The sequence below is a fragment of the Novosphingobium sp. P6W genome (assembly GCF_000876675.2).
Lineage (GTDB): Bacteria > Pseudomonadota > Alphaproteobacteria > Sphingomonadales > Sphingomonadaceae > Novosphingobium.
This window is the reverse complement of record NZ_CP030352.1, coordinates 596,589-614,475: the sequence shown is the minus strand read 5'-3', so window position 1 is coordinate 614,475 and position 17,887 is coordinate 596,589. Positions and strand designations below refer to the sequence as shown.

Annotated in this window: 19 protein-coding genes; 6 read left to right on the top strand and 13 right to left on the bottom strand. The window is 65.8% G+C overall.

Features of this window, described 5'->3' with window-relative positions:
- Positions 1-208 precede the first annotated feature (208 nt).
- Positions 209-886: an MOSC domain-containing protein gene (locus TQ38_RS03045; RefSeq protein WP_043980403.1), complete on the bottom strand. Its 678-nt coding sequence runs from the start codon at positions 884-886 to the stop codon at positions 209-211.
- A gap of 215 nt (positions 887-1,101) precedes the next feature.
- Between TQ38_RS03045 and TQ38_RS03040 the strand changes: the two genes are divergently transcribed.
- The 3 genes from TQ38_RS03040 (at position 1,102) to TQ38_RS03030 (ending at position 2,323) form a co-directional block, all read left to right on the top strand.
- Complete coding sequence (locus tag TQ38_RS03040; RefSeq protein ID WP_043980401.1) at positions 1,102-1,785, top strand: DUF4136 domain-containing protein; 684 nt, start codon at positions 1,102-1,104, stop codon at positions 1,783-1,785.
- 153 nt (positions 1,786-1,938) lie between these two features.
- Positions 1,939-2,130, top strand: a complete 192-nt coding sequence (locus tag TQ38_RS03035) for a hypothetical protein (RefSeq protein WP_043980399.1) — start codon at positions 1,939-1,941, stop codon at positions 2,128-2,130.
- A gap of 7 nt (positions 2,131-2,137) precedes the next feature.
- On the top strand, positions 2,138-2,323 hold the full coding sequence (locus tag TQ38_RS03030; RefSeq protein WP_043980397.1) for a hypothetical protein: 186 nt from the start codon (positions 2,138-2,140) through the stop codon (positions 2,321-2,323).
- 3 nt (positions 2,324-2,326) lie between these two features.
- On the opposite strand, the gene dut is transcribed toward TQ38_RS03030, so the two are convergent.
- The 5 genes from dut to TQ38_RS03005 are packed head-to-tail and all read right to left on the bottom strand — an operon-like array spanning position 2,327 to position 7,754.
- On the bottom strand, positions 2,327-2,797 hold the full coding sequence (gene dut, locus TQ38_RS03025) for a dUTP diphosphatase (RefSeq protein ID WP_043980395.1): 471 nt from the start codon (positions 2,795-2,797) through the stop codon (positions 2,327-2,329).
- The gene (locus TQ38_RS03020) at positions 2,781-4,226 is read right to left on the bottom strand and encodes a phosphopantothenate--cysteine ligase family flavoprotein (RefSeq protein WP_043980394.1); all 1,446 of its coding nucleotides are present in this window, start codon (positions 4,224-4,226) and stop codon (positions 2,781-2,783) included. The genes dut and TQ38_RS03020 overlap by 17 nt, the downstream gene beginning before the upstream one ends.
- 36 nt (positions 4,227-4,262) lie before the next feature.
- Positions 4,263-5,465, bottom strand: a complete 1,203-nt coding sequence (locus TQ38_RS03015; RefSeq protein ID WP_205316066.1) for a hypothetical protein — start codon at positions 5,463-5,465, stop codon at positions 4,263-4,265.
- Entirely contained in the window at positions 5,432-7,006 is a 1,575-nt protein-coding gene (gene ubiB / locus TQ38_RS03010) for a 2-polyprenylphenol 6-hydroxylase (RefSeq protein WP_043980393.1), read from the bottom strand. Before ubiB ends, TQ38_RS03015 begins: the two co-directional genes overlap by 34 nt.
- 7 nt (positions 7,007-7,013) lie before the next feature.
- Positions 7,014-7,754: a class I SAM-dependent methyltransferase gene (locus tag TQ38_RS03005; protein ID WP_043980621.1), complete on the bottom strand. Its 741-nt coding sequence runs from the start codon at positions 7,752-7,754 to the stop codon at positions 7,014-7,016.
- Positions 7,755-7,950: 196 nt separating this feature from the next.
- Between TQ38_RS03005 and TQ38_RS03000 the strand changes: the two genes are divergently transcribed.
- Entirely contained in the window at positions 7,951-8,337 is a 387-nt protein-coding gene (locus TQ38_RS03000; protein ID WP_043980391.1) for a membrane protein, read from the top strand.
- Between the two features lie 3 nt (positions 8,338-8,340).
- Here the strand turns inward: TQ38_RS03000 and TQ38_RS02995 are convergent, their stop codons facing one another.
- From TQ38_RS02995 to TQ38_RS02980, 4 genes are read right to left on the bottom strand one after another with little or no spacing between them, the layout of a single operon-like run.
- A complete protein-coding gene (locus TQ38_RS02995) occupies positions 8,341-8,664 on the bottom strand; it encodes a DUF1294 domain-containing protein (protein ID WP_370059783.1) in 324 nt (107 codons plus the stop codon).
- Entirely contained in the window at positions 8,646-9,929 is a 1,284-nt protein-coding gene (locus TQ38_RS02990) for an MFS transporter (protein ID WP_043980387.1), read from the bottom strand. The genes TQ38_RS02995 and TQ38_RS02990 overlap by 19 nt, the downstream gene beginning before the upstream one ends.
- A gap of 1 nt (position 9,930) precedes the next feature.
- Complete coding sequence (locus TQ38_RS02985; protein WP_043980386.1) at positions 9,931-10,800, bottom strand: alpha/beta fold hydrolase; 870 nt, start codon at positions 10,798-10,800, stop codon at positions 9,931-9,933.
- A gap of 57 nt (positions 10,801-10,857) precedes the next feature.
- Positions 10,858-13,212, bottom strand: a complete 2,355-nt coding sequence (locus TQ38_RS02980; protein ID WP_043980384.1) for a TonB-dependent receptor — start codon at positions 13,210-13,212, stop codon at positions 10,858-10,860.
- A 111-nt stretch (positions 13,213-13,323) separates the two neighbouring features.
- Here TQ38_RS02980 and TQ38_RS02975 point away from each other — a divergent pair, with 111 nt between their 5' ends.
- Both TQ38_RS02975 and TQ38_RS02970 read left to right on the top strand, forming a co-directional pair.
- On the top strand, positions 13,324-13,947 hold the full coding sequence (locus tag TQ38_RS02975; RefSeq protein ID WP_043980382.1) for a TetR/AcrR family transcriptional regulator: 624 nt from the start codon (positions 13,324-13,326) through the stop codon (positions 13,945-13,947).
- A gap of 204 nt (positions 13,948-14,151) precedes the next feature.
- Positions 14,152-14,793, top strand: coding sequence for a L,D-transpeptidase family protein (locus tag TQ38_RS02970; RefSeq protein WP_043980379.1), 642 nt, complete (start codon positions 14,152-14,154; stop codon positions 14,791-14,793).
- Positions 14,794-14,796: 3 nt separating this feature from the next.
- Here the strand turns inward: TQ38_RS02970 and tilS are convergent, their stop codons facing one another.
- From tilS to TQ38_RS02955, 3 genes are all read right to left on the bottom strand, one after another.
- Positions 14,797-15,771, bottom strand: coding sequence for a tRNA lysidine(34) synthetase TilS (gene tilS / locus TQ38_RS02965; protein WP_043980377.1), 975 nt, complete (start codon positions 15,769-15,771; stop codon positions 14,797-14,799).
- Position 15,772: 1 nt separating this feature from the next.
- Positions 15,773-16,735 (bottom strand): tol-pal system YbgF family protein, encoded by a 963-nt coding sequence (locus tag TQ38_RS02960; protein ID WP_240197933.1) that lies wholly within the window; start codon positions 16,733-16,735, stop codon positions 15,773-15,775.
- Positions 16,736-16,862: 127 nt separating this feature from the next.
- The gene (locus TQ38_RS02955; RefSeq protein ID WP_043980372.1) at positions 16,863-17,747 is read right to left on the bottom strand and encodes a helix-turn-helix domain-containing protein; all 885 of its coding nucleotides are present in this window, start codon (positions 17,745-17,747) and stop codon (positions 16,863-16,865) included.
- Between the last annotated feature and the right edge of the window lie 140 nt (positions 17,748-17,887).

The window sequence follows — 17,887 nt, the reverse complement described above, 5'->3', positions numbered from 1 at the left end:
GGGCCCCGAGGCGGGAGCTTTCCTCGGGAGGCTTCCGCCCGGCCTGATCCGGCATTTCCTACATCGGCAATGCCTGCCACAATCGCGCAGGCTCTTTGCGATGTAGGATATTTCAGGCCAGCTTGGCCTTCATGAACATGCTCACCCGCATGTCTTTCATCAACTTGCGCGCTTTGCAACCGGGGCAGCCCTGCCGGAATGGCAGATTTCAGCCCGGCGCGCCCAGCAGCTTCGCTCGCCGCCGGACCCATGGCTCGGCCAGCGCCGAGACTTCGCCCAGCGCTTCCAGTCCGTCACGGTCCCCCTTGTGGTCGCCCGCGATGAGCAGGCCGAAGACCCGCAGCACGCTCCAGTCGGGGAACGGGCGGTCGACCAGTTCCATGACCTCGCCCGCCTCCACGGCGCCTTCCTCGATGACGCGGTAATACCAGCCCGGCCGGCGCGAGCGGATGCACGCCGCATTGACTTTCGCGCCGCCGAAACGATGGTCGAGCTTCCAGCAGGGTTGGCGCCCCTGGCTCACCTCGACAAGCGCGCTGCCCAGCCGCCACCGGTCGCCGATGCAGACCGTGTCCTCGGTCAATCCGGCGGTCGAGACGTTTTCGCCGAATGCGCCGTAATCGTTCAGCAGCGGGTGATCGCCAATGGCGCCGCGCCAGAAGGCGTAATGGTCGTGGGGATAGTGATGGATCGCCTTGTCCGGCCCGCCATGAACTGAAAGGTCGGCCTGGGCATCGCCTTCCAGGCCAAGGCGATGCACCCTGACCGGGCCGGCGACCGGACGCTTGGCGATCGCGCTCGGCTCGCCCTCGCCGCGAAAGGGGGCGACCTTTCCACACTGCAGGGAAAGAATGGGCAAGGAAAGAATGGGGATCGGACTCGTCATTGCCTTTCCCTCTTCCTACATGGAAAGCAGACGATCAAGTCGTCCGGTCGATGCGGCCGGGTGGACGCCTGGTGAACGGCCTAACAATCCATCGCATGGGCAAGTCCATTCAACCGCTATTCAGGGCATTGATTTTACGACAGGATCAAAAGGAATCGAAGGCCGCGCCGGGAGTGGGCGTCACGGGCTCTTCGGGTACGTGGAGCAAAGAGAAAATGACACACCATTCCCCATCAAGATTAGGCAAGCTCCGGCTTGTCGCAGCGGCCATGCTGTTCATGGCCGTCGCTGCCTGCGCCACGCCTTTCAAGGCAGACGTCTCGCGCTTCCAGTCGCAGCTTCCTGCGCCGTCCGGGCAAAGCTTCGCGATCGTCGCCGACGATCCCAAGCTTTCCGGTGGTCTGGAATTCGCCCAATATGCCTCCCTCGTGCGTGATCGCATGGCCCAGCTGGGCTATGCACCCGTCGAGGATCCGGCCCGCGCGACGCTTATCGTGCGCTTCGACTACGGCGTCGATGGCGGCCGTGAGCGCGTTCGGTCCACTTCGATCGGCAACTCCTACTGGGGTCCGTGGGGCGGCTACGGCGGCTTTGGCGGTTTCGGTCGCGGCCGATTCGGTGGTTGGGGCGGCTTTGGCGGCCCATGGCGCTATGGCTTCTATGACCCGTTCTTCGACAATGGCGGTGTCCAGTCGTATACGATCTTCACCAGCGGAATCAGCATGAAGATCGACCGTGCCGCCGACGGCCAGCGCCTGTTCGAAGGCAAGTCGGAAGCGGTATCGACCTCCAATCGCCTGCAGTATCTCGTTCCCAATCTCGTCGAGGCGATGTTCACCGGATTCCCGGGCAACTCGGGTGAGACAGCGCGCATCACCGTTGCGCCTGAAAAGAAGTGATCTCGAGTATCTGACCTGCCAGGCTGCGCCCTGCGAAGGGGCGGCAAACGCAAAGGGACGGGTCCGCTGAAATATTGCGGCCCCGTCCTTTTGCTATGGGGACGCGGCAAAGCCCGCTACCACCCCTTGCCCAACCCCGGATTATCCTGACCGATGCACAATTTCATGGCGATCCTCTCGCAGCTCTTCTGGGGCGTCACGATCGGCGCGCTCAGCGCTGCCTTCGAGACGCTTGCCAAGGGCATGATGATGATCGGCGGTCTGGGCGGAGCAGGCTGGTACGGCCTGAGATGGCGCAAAGCGCGGCGGGACCGCGATAGCAAGCCTGACAAGCGCGGGGACTGAAGCCCTCATGCCGCACGAAATCGCTACCGAAGTGATCGGAAACATCATCGAGGCTGCGGTGGAGGTGGTCTCAGGCCTCGGCTCCGAGCCGAAACCGCGCCGCCGGAGCTGGCAGAGCTACCTGTCCATAGCTGTGCTGGTGATAGCAGCCCTGCTGCTTGCCGCGTGGTGGCTCGGCCTGTTCGCCGGCTGACCTTCAGTTCCCCAATGCGACCACGCCGCCGGTCGAACCGAAACCGCCTTCGCCGCGCGTCGTCGCATCGAGTTCATCGACCTTGAGCCAGGAAGCACGCGTGACGGGGGCGAGCACCAGCTGGGCCACGCGGTCGCCGCGGACGATCTCGAACGGCTCGGCGCCAAGGTTGACCAGGATCACCTTGAGTTCGCCGCGATAGTCCGAATCGACGGTGCCCGGCGCATTGGGCACGGAGATGCCGTGCTTCAGGGCGAGGCCCGAGCGCGGGCGCACCTGAATCTCGAAACCGACAGGGATCGCCACCGACAGCCCGGTCGCCACCGCATGGCGCGCGCCGGGGGCAAGGGTGACATCCTCGGCCGAAACCACGTCCATGCCCGCCGCGCCGTCCGTGGCGTAGACAGGCAGGTCCAGACCCTCGCCGTGGGGCAGGATCTTGACCATTACGGGGACTTCAGCGGGGGAGTGCATCTGCGAACCTTTCGACGAGGATGCGCGCGACATCCTCCTTGGGCATTTCGGGAAGAGAAATCACATCGCTTTCGGTGACGATGTGGACGGTATTGGCATCGCCGCCCATGACATCGCCCGACACGTCGTTGGCGATGATCCAGTCGGCGCCCTTGCGCACGCGCTTTTCACGGGCGTAGCGGATCACGTCCTGCGTCTCTGCGGCAAAGCCGACTACCAGCGAAGGACGCCCGGCGCTTTTTGCAAGCGTGGCGAGAATATCGGGGTTTTCAGTCAGCTCGAGAGTTGGCGGGCCGTCGCCGTTCTTTTTCTTGAGCTTCTGGTCGGCCGAGCGCGAAACGCGCCAGTCGGCGACGGCGGCGACCATGACGGCAACGTCAGCGGGCAAGGCCGCCTCCACTGCATCGGCCATCTCCAGCGCGCTCTCGACATCGATCCGCTCGACCCCGGGCGGGGTTGGCAGGTGGACCGGCCCGGCGACCAGCGTCACCCGTGCGCCGGCTTCTGCAGCGGCGGCGGCGATCGCAAAGCCCTGTTTGCCGGAGGAGCGGTTGGCGATGTAGCGTACAGGGTCGATCGGCTCGTGGGTCGGGCCGGCAGTAACCAGCACATGGCGTCCATACAGCGGCCGATGTTCGAGCCCGCGATCGAAATCGGGCTGGCCGGTAAGCGGATCGAACGGCTGCGGCGCAGCGCCGCCCGTGATGAGGTGATTGATCGCATCGGGGTCGGTCGGCGGTGCGGCGCGCGCTTCGCCCTTGGTCGCCACCAGCGAAGAGGAATCGCCGAGACCGATGGCTTTCCCGCCGCGCGCGACCGTCGAGCCGGTGATGCCACCAACGCCCTGCCCGTCAGCCGCATCGGCCTGGGGCGCGTCCATGACCGACCCACCGGCCAGCGCCCGGGCGATCCGCTGCCAGATCATCTGAACTTCGGGCAGGCGGCCGGGGCCGAACTCGCCGCAGGCCATCGGGCCTTCATCCGGCTCCATGACATCGACGCCGGAGGCGCGCAGGGTCTGGACGTTGCGGGTGGTCGCCGCATGCTGCCACATGCGCACGTTCATCGCCGGGATCGCCATGACCGGCTTGTCAGTGGCCAGCAGCAGCGTGGTCGCCAGATCGTCGGCAATGCCTGCCGCCATCTTGGCCATAAGATCCGCCGTCGCCGGGCAGACCACCACCAGATCGGCCTCGCGGCTGAGCTGGATATGGCCCATTTCGGCCTCGTTCCTGAGGTCCCACAAGGTGGTGTGGACCGGCTTTTCCGAAAGCGCGGCCAGCGTCATGGGCGTCACGAATTTCGCGCCGCCCTCGGTCAGCACGCATGTGACCGAGCCACCCTCCTTGCGGATGGTGCGCACAAGTTCGCAGGACTTGTAGGCAGCGATGCCGCCACCCACGACCAGCAGAATACGGGGTCCGTTCATGCCCCGGCTTTTGCAGCACCGGGCAAGGAGGTGCAATCAGTTTGCGGGCTGGAGCCGGGACAAACCGGGCAGCCGCGCCGCCGCGACCAGCTGCGATACGGCGCGCGGGGCAAAGACGATGCCGGCGAACATGGCGGGCGCGATCACGGCGCCCCAGTAAAAGTTGTCCCACCGGCCCGCGATCATGAAGGCGGCGCCGTAGCCCGCGCAGAGGAGAAAGCCGAACAGCCCCGAACGGCTACGCCAGCCCAGCCACCCGAACGTCATCAGGATCACTGCCGGGCCTGCAAGGAAATGAGGCAGCCAGCGCAAATTGCTCGACTGCACGACATTGGCGAGCCACCCGGTCATGCCGCGCATCACCAGCCACGGCGGGCCGTGGCGGTCGCTGGCCAGCACATCGCGGGCGATGATCTCAAGGTGCCAGGTGAGAGCGGCGAAGAACATCAGGATCAGTGCGATCCACGCGGCGCTTTCGCGCCAGTTGCGCTGCCATAGCGCAAAAGCGGCCATGAGCAGGACATAGGGCAGCGTATGTTCGCGGATCGCCAGCGCCAGCGCGGCCACGGCAAAGGCGGCGACCCAGCGCCCGCCCTGCCCTCTGTGGCCGATGCGGTGCAGGCCGAAGGATAGCGCGATCAAGCCGCCAGCCCAAAGCTCGTGCAGGGGAAAGTAGTGACGGTTGAGGCCCAGAGAGGCACCTACGAAGACCAGAGCCGTACCCAGGCGGCGCAGACGGCCACCATCTTCGGTTTCTTCGCCAAGGCGCTGCCACCATTTCGCGATGATCGCCAGCATCAGCGCGATGGCCGCCACCAGTTGGCCGGTCTTGCCCAGCCATGCGTCGATATAGGCCAGCGTCGGCAGACGCACGGCGATGCCCGGGTTCACCGGATAGTCGCGGCCGCGCTGCTCGGGCACGATGAAGTCGTAGTAGTTTTCGCCCGTCGCAATGCGCTCGATCGCGACTTCGTAAAGCGCGATGTCTTCGTCATAGGGCTTTTCAGGGGTGTCGACGGCCTTACCGCCCGCATCCACCGGGCCTTCGACCGGACCGAGCCAAGGCGAACGGTTGCCCGGCTTGTTGGTGGGCACGATCATCGAGGCGATCACCACCACCAGCAGCGCGGTCAGGACCACGCGCGCCAGCAGCGGCGACCAGCTTGCGAAACGCCCACCCTTCCGCGCAGGCGGGTGCGCGCCGATCAGGTCAGAAGTGTCCAGTACGTCAGTGCCCACGCCGCAGTGCCCCCAAGGATTGCGGCCAGAGCATAGCCACCCCAGTGGTTACTTTGGCGTTTACGACCCGAACCTTTAGCCCAGATGATGTCGATATCCGGCAGCGGTGCCTGTTCGGGCGCGCCGCCCTTGGCGGGGAAGCTCTCCTCGATCCGGCGCACCAGCGCGGGCAGGCGCAGCAGCGTGTCGACGTCCGCGCGCAGGCGGTCGACGATCACAGCCTCGGGGCCCAGTTCGTCGCGGATCCACTCCTTCACGAAGGGGCCGGAGACGTCCCACATGTTGATCTTCGGATCGAGCGCGGTCGCCAGTCCTTCGACCATGACCATGGTCTTCTGCAGCAGCAGCAGGTGCGGCTGCACCGCCATGTCGAAATCGCGGGTGATCGCGAACAGCCCGTCGAGCATCTGCCCGACCGACAGTTCCGAAACCGCCTTGCCGCGCATCGGTTCGCCCACGGCCCGCAGCGCCGTCGCGAATTCCTCGACGGTGTGATAGCTGGGGACGTACTGCGCCTCGAAGTGGATTTCGGCCACGCGGCGGTAATTGCCGGTGGTCAGCCCGTAGAGGATTTCCGCCAGCCACAGCCGCGCCTGACGATTGATCCGGCCCATGATGCCGAAGTCGATCGCCACGATGGTGCTGTGATGCGGACCGCCCTGCACGAACAGGTTGCCCTGGTGCATGTCGGCATGGAAGAACCCGCAGGAAATCGCCTGGGTCAGGAAAGTTATGACCAACCGCCGGGCCAGCGCGGGCATATCGTGCCCGGCCTCACGCAAGGCAGGCAGATTGCTCATCTTGACGCCGTCGATCCACTCCAGCGTCAGGACCGAACCATTGGTGCGGTCCCAGTCGATGTCGGGGACGCGGTAGTCCTCGATGCCCTTCATCGCATCGGCCAGTTCGGAAGCGGAAGCCGCCTCGCGCCGCAGGTCGAATTCGCGCAGGGTCCAGCGCTTGAGATTGGCGATGACTGCACGCGGACGCAGGCGCGTGGCCTCGCCGCCCAGCGCCTCTAGGTGGGCGGCGGCCCACTCGTAAGTGTCGACGTCACGGGAGAACTGTTCGCGGATACCGGGACGCAGCACCTTGACCGCGACCTCGCGCCCGTCCGGCGTGACCGCGCGGTGAACCTGGGCGATAGAGGCCGCGCCGACCGGCTCTTCCTCGATCGAGGCGAAGATCGTTTCGACAGGGCGGCCGAAGGTGCTTTCGATCTGGCTGCGGATCGCCGCAAACGGCACTGGCGGCAGACTGTCCTGCAGGCTCAGCAGATTGCGCGCGGGTATTTCGCCAACGAGATCGGGACGCGTCGCCAGCGCCTGACCCAACTTGATCGCGGCGGGGCCGATTTCCTGAAAGGCGCCGGCATAGTCCGGCTCGGGCGACTGGCGCGTGCCGAAGCGGGCGATCCGGCACAGCCGCTTGACCGCCGCCGGGGCGTTGCGGTCATTCTCGATCCCGCGCAAAGCGCCATGACGCGCGAGGATGCGGCCCCACTTGAGCAGGCGCACGATGTGGACGGGGGTGGTGGTCACCGGGTGGTCAGACCTTCCAGCCCGAATGGATCGCGACGAGGCCGCCCATGATCGGCTCGACCTTGGTGTGCCGGAAGCCGGCCTTGCGGATCATGCCCTCGAATTCGGGCATCGGCGGGAAGCGGCGGATCGATTCGATCAGGTAGCGGTACGACTCGGCATCGCCCGCGATCATCTGGCCGATCTTCGGCACCAGCTTGTGCGAATAGGCATCGTAGACTTCCTTGAAACCGGGCCATTCGGTGGTCGAGAATTCAAGGCAGAAGAAGCGCCCGCCATAGTTCAGCACGCGGTGCGCCTCAGCCAGGGCCTTGTCGATGTGGGTGACGTTGCGGATGCCGAAAGCGATCGTATAGGCATCGAACGAACGGTCCTCGAAGCTCAACTCCTCGGCGTTCTGGCGCGACCAGACGAGGGTGTCGATGCCGCGCTCCATCGCGCGCTCGATGCCGACGTCGAGCATGTCCTGGTTGATGTCCGAGACGGTGATGCGCGCGCCCGCTTCTTCCATGCGGAAGGCGATGTCGCCAGTGCCGCCGGCCATGTCGAGGATCTGTTCATGACTGCGCGGTTTCACCCGGCGCACGAACTTGTCCTTCCAGACCCGGTGCATGCCGGCGGACATGGCATCGTTCATGATGTCATACTTGCGCGCGACGGCGGAGAAGACCGCGCCCACGCGCTCCTCCTTCTCCTCTGCACGGACGTCTTCATAGCCGAAGGAAACGGTATCGCTGGTATCGCTCATGGGGCCGTTCTCTAACCATCCGCGCCGCGCGGCGCCAGCCTTGGTTTTGCCCGCGATGACACCGTTCGTCCTGAACATGGGCAGAAAGACGCGCGGCGCCGAGGTTGTAGGCGCCGGGCATCCTTGCTTCGGCGGGTCAAACCGGGCAGCATCGCTTCATCGGGAACCCGGCCCGCGCGCCGACAGGAGGACAGCAATGACCGAGTTCGACCCCAACCCCGCTGACAGGCCTGCCGGTTCGGCCCCCGCCACGGGGTTCGAATTCAACAATCCCACGATCATCAACCTGCTCTACCTCGCCTCCTACATCACCGGCATCACCGGGATTGTCGGCGTGGTGCTGGCCTATGTCTGGCGCGGCGAGCCCAAGGCACAGTGGGAAGTATCTCATTACGAATACGCGATTCGCACTTTCTGGATCTTCCTGGTCGGGATGGTGCTGGGCTTCATGCTTATGGTCGCCCTGATCGGTTTCGTGATCCTGCCGCTGGTTTCGGTGCTGGTCATCGTGCGCAGCGTGATGAGCATTCTCAAGGCCCAGAAGCAGCTGCCCATGCCCAATCCCGGTAGCTGGCTGGTCTGACGACTAGCGCAGCAGCAGGTACGCCCCAGCACCGAGCGCGGCCACCTGCAGCGCCGCAACGGTGTGGAGGCGCCGGACGAACGGCTGCTTGCGAGTCTTATGACGAAAGGCACACCGCCCGGCGTAAGCGCCGGGGCTACCGCCCACGAGTGCGAGCCAGAGCAGCGTCGATTCCGCGATCCGGCGGCGGCGGGCCTTGGCCTGCGCCTTGTCGATGGCAAACGCGGCAAAGCTCGCCACGTTGATCGCCGCCAGCGCACAAAGCGCGGCAGTCAGCGCCAGCGTTGCCCCCTCCATCCCGGAGCCGGTCACTTTTCCGCCACCCATTCCCGGCGCAGCGCGGGCCCGGCCAGCGCCATGAGCACGGCGGCAACAAGATAGAGAGCCAGCGCGAAGAGCATCGAATAGCGCAGCGATTCGCTCCCCCAGACCGGCGTCAGCGCCTTGGACAGCGCGCCAAGCGCATAAATGCCGCCGCCAAGCCCGATCAGGTTGTTGATGAGCAGGAAAAGCGCCGAGGCGGTTGCCCGCGCGGGCGGCTCGACAAGATGCTGCACTGCGCTCGTCACCGGGCCTAGCCAGAAATAGGCGAGCGCCTGAGGCACCAGGAACATCAGGAACGCCAGCGGCACGCTGGACGTCCAGATGCCGCCGGCGAACAGCGGCACGGCGCAGACGAAGGCAATCGCCGGAACCCGGCCGTACCAGGCGCGGTCGCCCTTCCCCAGCCGGTCAGCCAGGATTCCGCCGGCCAGCACGCCCACGCAGCCGCCCAGCAGTAGCACCGCGCCGATGAACCACGAGGTATGGACGAGGTCCAGTCCGAAGCTGCGCTGGAGCAGGCTGGGCAACCAGAACATCAAGCCATAACCCAGCATCGAGCTGGACGCGGCGCCGAAGCTGAGCAGCCAGAAGGCGCGCTTGCCCGCCAGCGTCGCGGCTACATCGCCAAAGCGGATCGAAGGTGCCTGGGCCGCGTTGCCAGCAGGGCGCGGGACATCGCGTACCACCAGCTTGAACAGCGGCGCGATGAGGATGCCGGCAAGCCCGACGACAAGAAAGGCCGTGCGCCAGTCCACCGCCTGCGCCACGTAGCCCCCCGCCAAAACGCCCATCGCAGAGCCAAGCGGGATGCCCAGCGAATAGACCGAAAGCGCGAAGGCTCGGCGGTGGCTGGGGAAATGATCGCCGATCACCGCATAGCTGGGCGCCACGCCCCCTGCCTCGCCGACGCCGACGCCGACGCGCGCGAGGAAGATGTGCCAGAACCCCTGCGCCAGCGCGCAGGCCGAAGTGCACAGGCTCCACACCACCAGCGAGCCGGTGATTACCCATGACCGGCTTGTGCGGTCGGCCACCCACGCCAGCGGCACGCCCAGAGTCGAATAAAGGATCGCGAAGGCCAGGCCGCCCAGCATTCCCAGTTCGGCATCGTCGAGGCCGAGTTCGGCCTGGATCGGCGCAGCCAGGATCGAAAGGATCTGCCGGTCGACGAAATTGAAGATGTAGACGAGCAGCAGCATCCCCAGCACGAGATTGGGCGAGGCGGCGGGCTTGATCGCAGGCTGGGCGATGGCAGCGGTGTCGCTCATGTCAGGTCACATGCTCCTTGAGGAAGGCTTCGATCGCGGCCAGCGCCGCCGGCTCGTCAAGGATCGGGGCGTGGCCTACGCGCGGCACTTCCACGCCCGCATAGCTGCCGGTGTGACGGCGCGCCATCTCCTGCATGGTCGCGGCGCTGAGCAGGTCCGAAAGGGCACCGCGCACCACCAGCACCGGCACGGCGTCCAGCACCTTCCACAGGGGCCAGAGGTCGGGCGGCACGGTTTGCGGACCGCCTCCGACGACGCTTTGCGCAATCGCCGGATCATAGGCGAAGGAGATAGTGCCGTCGGGGTTTTCGTGGGCGATACGGCGAGCGAACGCCGCCCAGTCCGCGCTGCCGTAGTCTGGAAAAGCCGCCCCGTTGATCGCGCGGGTGCGCTCGGCAGCCTCGCTCCAGTCCGCCATCGCGCCTGAGGGGCCGACATAGCCCTGTATCCGCGCCAGCCCCGCCGGGTTGAGCACCGGGCCGATGTCGTTGAAAACCACCGCCTGCGCGAGGCCGGGCTGCAGCGCGTTCATCACCATCGCGATGAGCCCGCCCATCGACGTGCCAACCAATCCGGCGCGCGTAATGCCAAGGTCATCCAGCAGCGCCAGCATGTCCTGTGCATAGACGTCCGGGCGGTACTGCGCCGGGTCCGGGTCCCGCTGCGAAAGGCCGCGCCCGCGCTGGTCGGGCACGATCATCCGGTAGCGCCCGGCCAGCCTTGCCGCAATCGGCTCGAAATCGGCGCTGTTGCGGGTCAGGCCGTGCATCATCAGCAGGACCGGAGCCTGCGGGGCCGCGCCCGGATAATCGCGCGCGGCAAGGTCGAGCCGCCCGCAGGCACTGCGATAGCGGTGGACGCGGTAGTCCATGTCGCAAGGTTCCTTTCAGGCGCAGGCGTGCCGGGCCGCGATGGCCCGGCATGCCCCTCAGAACGCCAGTGTCGCGGTGGCGAAGACCTGGCGGGGGTTGCCGTAGAACGCGGTCAGCGTGCCCTCGGTGCCGAGCGTGGGAATGAACCGTCCGCTGGGCGCCGTCAGCAGTTCGCCGGTGACCGGATTGGCGGCAAGGAACGTATAGCCCGAGGTCTTGTACTGCTTGTCGAACAGGTTCTTGCCGTGCACGCCCAGCGTCCAGCGCCCGCCCGGCGCGGAGTAAACCAGGCTGGCGTCGACCAGTCCGTAGCCCTTCTGGTCGAGGTAGGGGTTGGGGATCTCGAACTGGTGGGTCTTGCTGCGGTACGAATAGGTCGAACTGAACGAGACGTCCCCCTCGCCCACAGGCGCCGTGTAGGCCAGCGTGGCGCTGGTGGTCCACTTGGGGGTGTTCTGAACATCGCGGTTGGCAGCGACATCAGTGGGAACGCCGCCGATATTGGCGATATATTCCTTGTACTTGGCATTGATGTAGCCAAGCGATCCGGACAGGCTGAGGCGGTCGCCCGCCGCCATCATGTCCTGCGCCAGCCGGGCATTGGCTTCCAGTTCGAAGCCGCGGAAGCGGGCCTTGCCGGCATTGGTGATGATCCCGCAGAAGGTCGGGATACCGCCCACGGTGCAGCCCGCCGAACCGGGGATCTGCACGTCCCTGTAGTCCATTTGGAACGCCGCTGCCGCGATATACAGGCCGCCGCCGAACAGGTTGGCCTTGTAGCCGATCTCGTAGCTGTCGACCGTCTCGGGCTTGAAGCTGAGGTAATCGGTGACTTCGGCGTCGGTCGGTCTCCCCGGAGTGGCGGCAGGCGCGTTGACGCCGACGCCGCGCGGATCGAAGCCGCCGCCCTTGAAGCCCTGGCTGAAGCTGGCGTAGATGTTGTGGTCCGGCGTCGGCTTGAAACTGATCGAGGCGCGCGGGGTGAACTTCTTGAAGGTCGCCTTGCCCGAAAAATCGGTGCTCGGCGCGCCCAGCGGCAGGCCCGCCCCGCCGAATACCGGCGATCCGCCGCCAAGATAGTTCTGCCGCAGGATCTGCGCGCGCCGCTCGTCCCAGGTATAGCGACCGCCCACCGACAGGCTGAGCTGCTGGGTGAAATCAAAAGTGAAGTCACCGAAGACCGCGAAAGTCTCGGTATCGACATTCGCCTGAGTGAAGGCGGTCAGGCCGTTCAGCGCAGTGAACAGCCGGGTGTCGAACTGCGTGTCCGCCTTGGCCGAAAGATAATAGCCGCCGATCAGGCCCTGCACCATGCCGTTGTCGTACAGGAGCTGGAATTCCTGGCTGGTCTGCTCATTGCGGTAGAAGGCGGGCACGTCGAGGTCGACGGCGGGGAGCGCGTCGAAGTCGATCGGCGAAGCGCTGTCGTCCTTGCGCCACGAACTGATTGAGCGGAAAGTCAGACTATCGCTCAGGTCGGCGGTGGCGTTAATGGCGAAGCCGTAAGCCTCGACCTCCTGCCGGGGATCGTTGAGGCCGCCGCGCGTGTCGAACACGTCCTTCAGCACCGGCGCGCCCGAGGCGTAGCCCGGGATCAGGCGGTGACCACCGCGCGGGTTCGACTTGTCCTTGGTGTAATCGCCCGAGATGCGGATCAGCACCGGCTCGCCGTAGCCGCCGATGTCGACACTGGCGCGCGCTGCCCAGATATTCTTGTTGTAGTTGTCATCGCCTGTAGTCAGGTTCCTGCCGAAGCCCCCGCGCGACAGGCGCGCTGCCGATCCGCCGACCCGGATCAGGTCGCTCACCGGCGCCGAGGCGGTGACGATCAGGTCGGCCTGGTCGTAAGTGCCGTAAGTGCCCTTCACCTTGAGCGAGAAATCCTGCGGCAGCTGCTTCGTCACATATTTGACCGCGCCGCCGATGGTGTTGCGCCCATAAAGCGTACCCTGCGGCCCGCGCAGCACTTCGATCCGCTCGACATCGTAGATATCAAGAACGGCGGCTTGCGGGCGATTGAGGTATACATCGTCAAGATAGAGGCCGACGCCCTGCTCGAACCCCGATACCGGGTCCTGCTGACCGACGCCGCGAATGAACGCGGACAGCGTGGAGTTGGTGCCGCGTGAAGGTTCCAGCGTGACGTTGGGGGCTGAATTGGCGATCTCGGTGATGTCGATCGCGCCGGACTTCGCGAGCTGTTCGCCGCTGAAGCTGGTGACCGCGATCGGCACGTCGACCAAACGTTCCTCGCGGCGGCGTGCTGTGACGATGATGTCGCCGCCCGATGCTTCGGAAGCGGCTTCGGGCCTTGCCGGGGCTTCCTGCGCCAGCGCCGGGGCGGCTACGCCGAATCCACTGCACAGGCCCAGCATGCTGGAGGAAATCGCGAGGAATCGCACCTTGCGCATCGTATACTCTCCCATGGTCGCTTATCGTTGAACGCCTGCATATTGATAGTTGAACCGACTTTCAACTTTGAATGTTTGCCAATGTGCAAAGAGCGGTCTAGCTGTGTCGTCGTGACCACACCGACGCCATCAGTTGACAAAGGCCCGGCCGACAAGGCGCCTCGCACCGAACGAGGGCGGCGCACCTTGCGCAAGCTGCTCGACGCAGCGGCGATCGAATTCGGGGAGCGCGGTTTCCACGAAGCCTCGATCACAGGCATCACCCGGCGCGCGGGCACGGCGCTGGGCAGTTTCTACACCTACTTCAATTCCAAGGACGAGATTTTCCGCGCGCTGGTCGACGACCTCAGCGGCAAAGTGCGCGAAGCCGCGCGCAGCGCCCGGCAGCAGGACCTGCCCGCCCTGGAAACCGAACGCGCCTCGCTCACCGGGTTCCTGCGCTTTGCCAGTGAGCACAAGGAGATCTACCGCATTATCGACGAGTGCGAATTCGTCGATCCAGAGAGCTTCCGCCTTCACTATCGCAACACCGCGCGCCGCATACACGAGCGTCTCGCCGAAGGTATCCGCAAGGGCGAACTACGCGAGGACCTAGGCGAGGCCCATGCCTGGGCGATCATGGGCATGAACGTGTTCCTGGGCCTGCGCTATGCCGTCTGGTCCGAAGACGCGGGCGCCGAGGAGGTGGCGGAACTGGCCAACTCGATCCTGCGCGAAGGCATCGCCAAGCGCTGAAAGCCGGGTGGCGATGCGGCGCCGGATCGCATCGCCGTGTTCACGATGACGAAGCTGCCTGGCCTCCGCTTGCCCGCGTTACCGAATGCGCTCCGCCGGGCCTGCGGGAAACGCGCCTCCCCGCTAGCTGGCACTTTACCGTCATTTACGCGATGATAAGGCCGGCCTGCCAGAGAGAGTCGCCAAACAGGAACGGAAATTCACTTGGACGCGCGCATCCTCCTCGCCTCGGGCTTTGTCGCCCTTGCCGCCATTGCCGGCGTGCTCGTGGTCGCGGCCTCGCCCGATAAGCCGGAACCGGCCTCGCTTGCCGAGGCGAAGCTGGCGACTCCCGCGCCGGTGGCCGCTGCCACGTCCGCCCCGATGCCGAAGAAGGACGAGCCCTTCGTCATCAAGCGCATCCTGCCGATCACCGGCGCGATCAAATACGGCGAATGGCACTGGGACGACAAGAACGTGCCCGCCGGGCCGATCGTCGTCACGGTGGACCTTGATGCGCGGGTGCTGTCGGTGTTCCGTTCCGGCTACGAGATCGGCGCAACCGCCGTCCTGCTCGGAACCGAGGACAAGCCCACTCCGCTGGGCGTCTTCCCGATCACCCAGAAGGACAAGGACCACGTCTCCAACATCTACACCGGGGCGCCGATGCCCTACATGCAGCGCCTGACCAACGACGGGATCACCCTGCACGGCTCCGACGTGGCGCTCGGCTATGCCAGCCACGGCTGCGTAGGCATGCCCAACGACTTCGCCGCCAAGTTGTTCTCGACGACCAAAGTCGGCGACAAGGTCTATATAACCCGCGGCAAGCAGGTCGGCATGGGCGACAGCCTCGCCGGCGGCTAAGCCTCAGCGTTCGCGCCGGACCGCCCTGACCGGGGCTTTCGCAAAGCTCCAGCCGCCCGCATTGGGCCGCGCCACCAGATTGCCGATCGACGCTGGTCGCGCCGAAACAAGGCTCTCCAGCAGCCGGGCGATGGCGCCGCCGCGCGCTTCCTCGCCGTCCAGTTCGCGCACGATCCGCGCAAGCACGCGCAAAACCACCGCGCGCGGAGCCTGAGGCCGGTATTTCAGACCCATCGGCTCCTTCTTCACGCAGGAACGCCATTCAAGCGCGGCCATCCAATCGAGCGCGGCATCGGCCTCGGCTATATGCGCGGCGCTTTGTGCGATGGCGGCAACGTCGAGCCAGTCCGCATCGACCAGCGCCTTGCGGATACGCACGCGGTCGAAGCGGTCGTTGGCGTTGCTTGGATCTTCAGCGGCGACCAGCCCGGCACCGCGCACCACGTCGCCAAGTTCGGCCCGGCGCCAGCCCAGCACCGGACGAAGCAGCGGCAAGGGCCCGCCAGATACCGTGCCCCGCTCACGCGTACCAGCAAGGCCGGCAACGCCGCTTGCTCGATTGAGGCGCATCAGCAGGGTTTCGGCCTGATCGTCCGCCTGATGGCCGGTTGCCAGCGCGGCAAGGCCCCGCTGCCCCGCCCAGTCCGCCAAGGCGGCGTAGCGCGCGGTGCGGGCCTCGGCCTGGATGTTGCCGGGGGCGACTTCGACCGCCAGCACGGCATGGGGAACGCCAAGGTCGGCGCAGATCCGCGCTACCTCGGCTGCTTCTGCCGCGCTTTCAAGGCGCAGCCCGTGGTCCACCGTCGCCGCTTCGACCCGTCCGGGTATCGCCGCCTGGGCCAGCAGCAACAGGGCAAGGCTGTCAGGGCCGCCGGAAACGGCCAGGCCTAGCCGCGCGCCCTCCTCGTCCACGCCCTCGGGCCAAAGCGCCGCCAGATCGGCACGAAACCGGCCTGCGGCGTCTTGTGCTACGGGCATGTCAGCTGCAGGACAGTCCACTGCGGGTCGAGTTGTAAAGGCCGCTCAAGCGCCCTGCTGCTTCAGCCGCATAAGTCTCGCTGAATTCGGCGAGCGCGATGCAGGCGCGCTTGGTATCCTTGAGCTGCTTCATCGACACCGCGAGGTAAAGCAGGCTGTCGGAAGCACGATCGCCGCGCTTGTCGGCCTGGAAGTTCTGCAGGAACCACTTGGCTGCCTCGCTCGGGTTGTTGTCGTCCAGATAAGCGCGGCCAAGCAGGTTACGTCCCCAGCTGCCCCGCACGTGCTTGGGATACTTTTCGAGGTACATCTTCAGCTGCTGCTGCGCTTCGGGGTAGAATTTCGCTTCCCACAGACGGAAGCCGTAGCTGTACTCGTCGTCGCCGGCATCGGCGCTCTGCGGCTTGACGATGGCCTTCACCGCCTCGATCCGCGAGGAAGTCGCCGCCACCGGACGGGCAGGCGCCGCCGGGAGAGGGGCCGCCACGACGGGGCGCGGCGTGGCGGGCGCTGTCGACGCTCCCCCGCTCATCGCGTTGAGATTGCTCTGCGATGCAGGCGGCGCTGCGTCCATGGGCATCGCTGCCGGCGCACCGGCGGCAAGCTTGGCTTCAAGCTGGCCGATACGGTTGGTGTTCTGTTCAACCTGCGAGGTCAACTGCGCCATCCGCGCTTCTACCGCGTCCATCCGCATAAGGAGGTCGGTGACCGGCGTGCTGGTCGGCTGTCCGGGGGTAGTGACGGGGGCCGGCTTCGAGGTAATCTCGGGCTCGAAAAACTTGCCGTCCGCGCCCGGGAAAACTTTACGCTGCAGAGCGCGCACTTCGGATTCGACCTTATTGAGGCGCGCGCCGGTGTTCGCATCCTGGGCGAAGGCGGGGACCGCTCCGCCAGCGAAGATCGACACCGCTGCAGCCGTTGCCAGCCAGCGTGTCGTGCGCATTGCGCCAAAGGTACGTTTCATCGCCAAATCAACTCCGTGCCGGATAATCGCAAGCCGCACTTATGGCAGCGGCCGGCGGAACCGGGAATTAACCAGTGGGCTGGTCCGGGCGTGTTGCCCGAAACTGCCCCCGCCTGTCGAGGCGGTGTTAGTTGGAAACCGTGGAAAGCGGCCCAGGCGCAGCGCCCGGCTGCGGCGCAGCGGGCTGCCCCGCGCCGGTTACTGCGGGCGTAGACGCCAGCGCCGCAGCCGGATTGGCACGGGCAAGCAGGTCTGCCGGAGCAAGCGAAACGCCGGTAACCAGCTCAGGCTTGTCCGAAAGCGGCGGCAGCGGCTTGCCGCCGACCGAAATCTGCAAGGCATCGGGACGGCCGGTGCGCAGCTGAAGACCCGCGACGCCTGCCGGCGCAGTCCAGCTCTCACCCTTGGCAAGTTCCTTCTGGAGAACCTGTGCGCCGGTGCCATCGGTGACCTTGAGCCATACCTTATCGCCCGTCGCCGTCAGTACCACCGGGCCACTCGTGGGAGCGGGCGGCGGAGGCGGCGGCGCGGACGCTGCCGGTGCAGCGGTCTGGGCCGGTTTGTCGGCGATAAGATCGGGCAGCGCGCCCTGGGGCGAAAGGAAGCTGCTCCAGAACACCAGGAGGACCACCACCGCGATGACCACCCCTGCCGCCGCAACCCAGGCGAGGCGCCGGGTGGGCACGCGCGCGGGATCGCCCGGCTCGAAGCTGGGGACGGTCTCGTGCCGTTCGGGCACTTCTGCTTCAAGCTGTTCGCGGATCTTCGCCGCGATCACCTTTTCATCGACGCCGACGGCGCGGGCATAGGCACGTGCGAAGCCCACTGCATAAGTGCGCGCGGCAAGATCACCCAGCCGGTCCTCCTCGATGGAAAGGAGATGACGTTCGGCGACCTTGGTCTGCGAGGCGATGTCCGCGCGGCTGAGGCCGGCAGCTTCACGAGCCGCGCGAAGCTGGGCTCCGGCGCTTTGCGACTCTCGCGCATGACCCTGGGATTCGACGTTTTCCATTCTGCTCCAGAAGGGTGTGGTAAATGCGACCTGACCTATAACTAACCAAACCGTCTGACGAGGCAAAGTCAATCAGTGCACCGTCAATCGCTTGAAAATTATGCGGCCATAACTGCACTTTGCGCGATTTCAGGAGAACA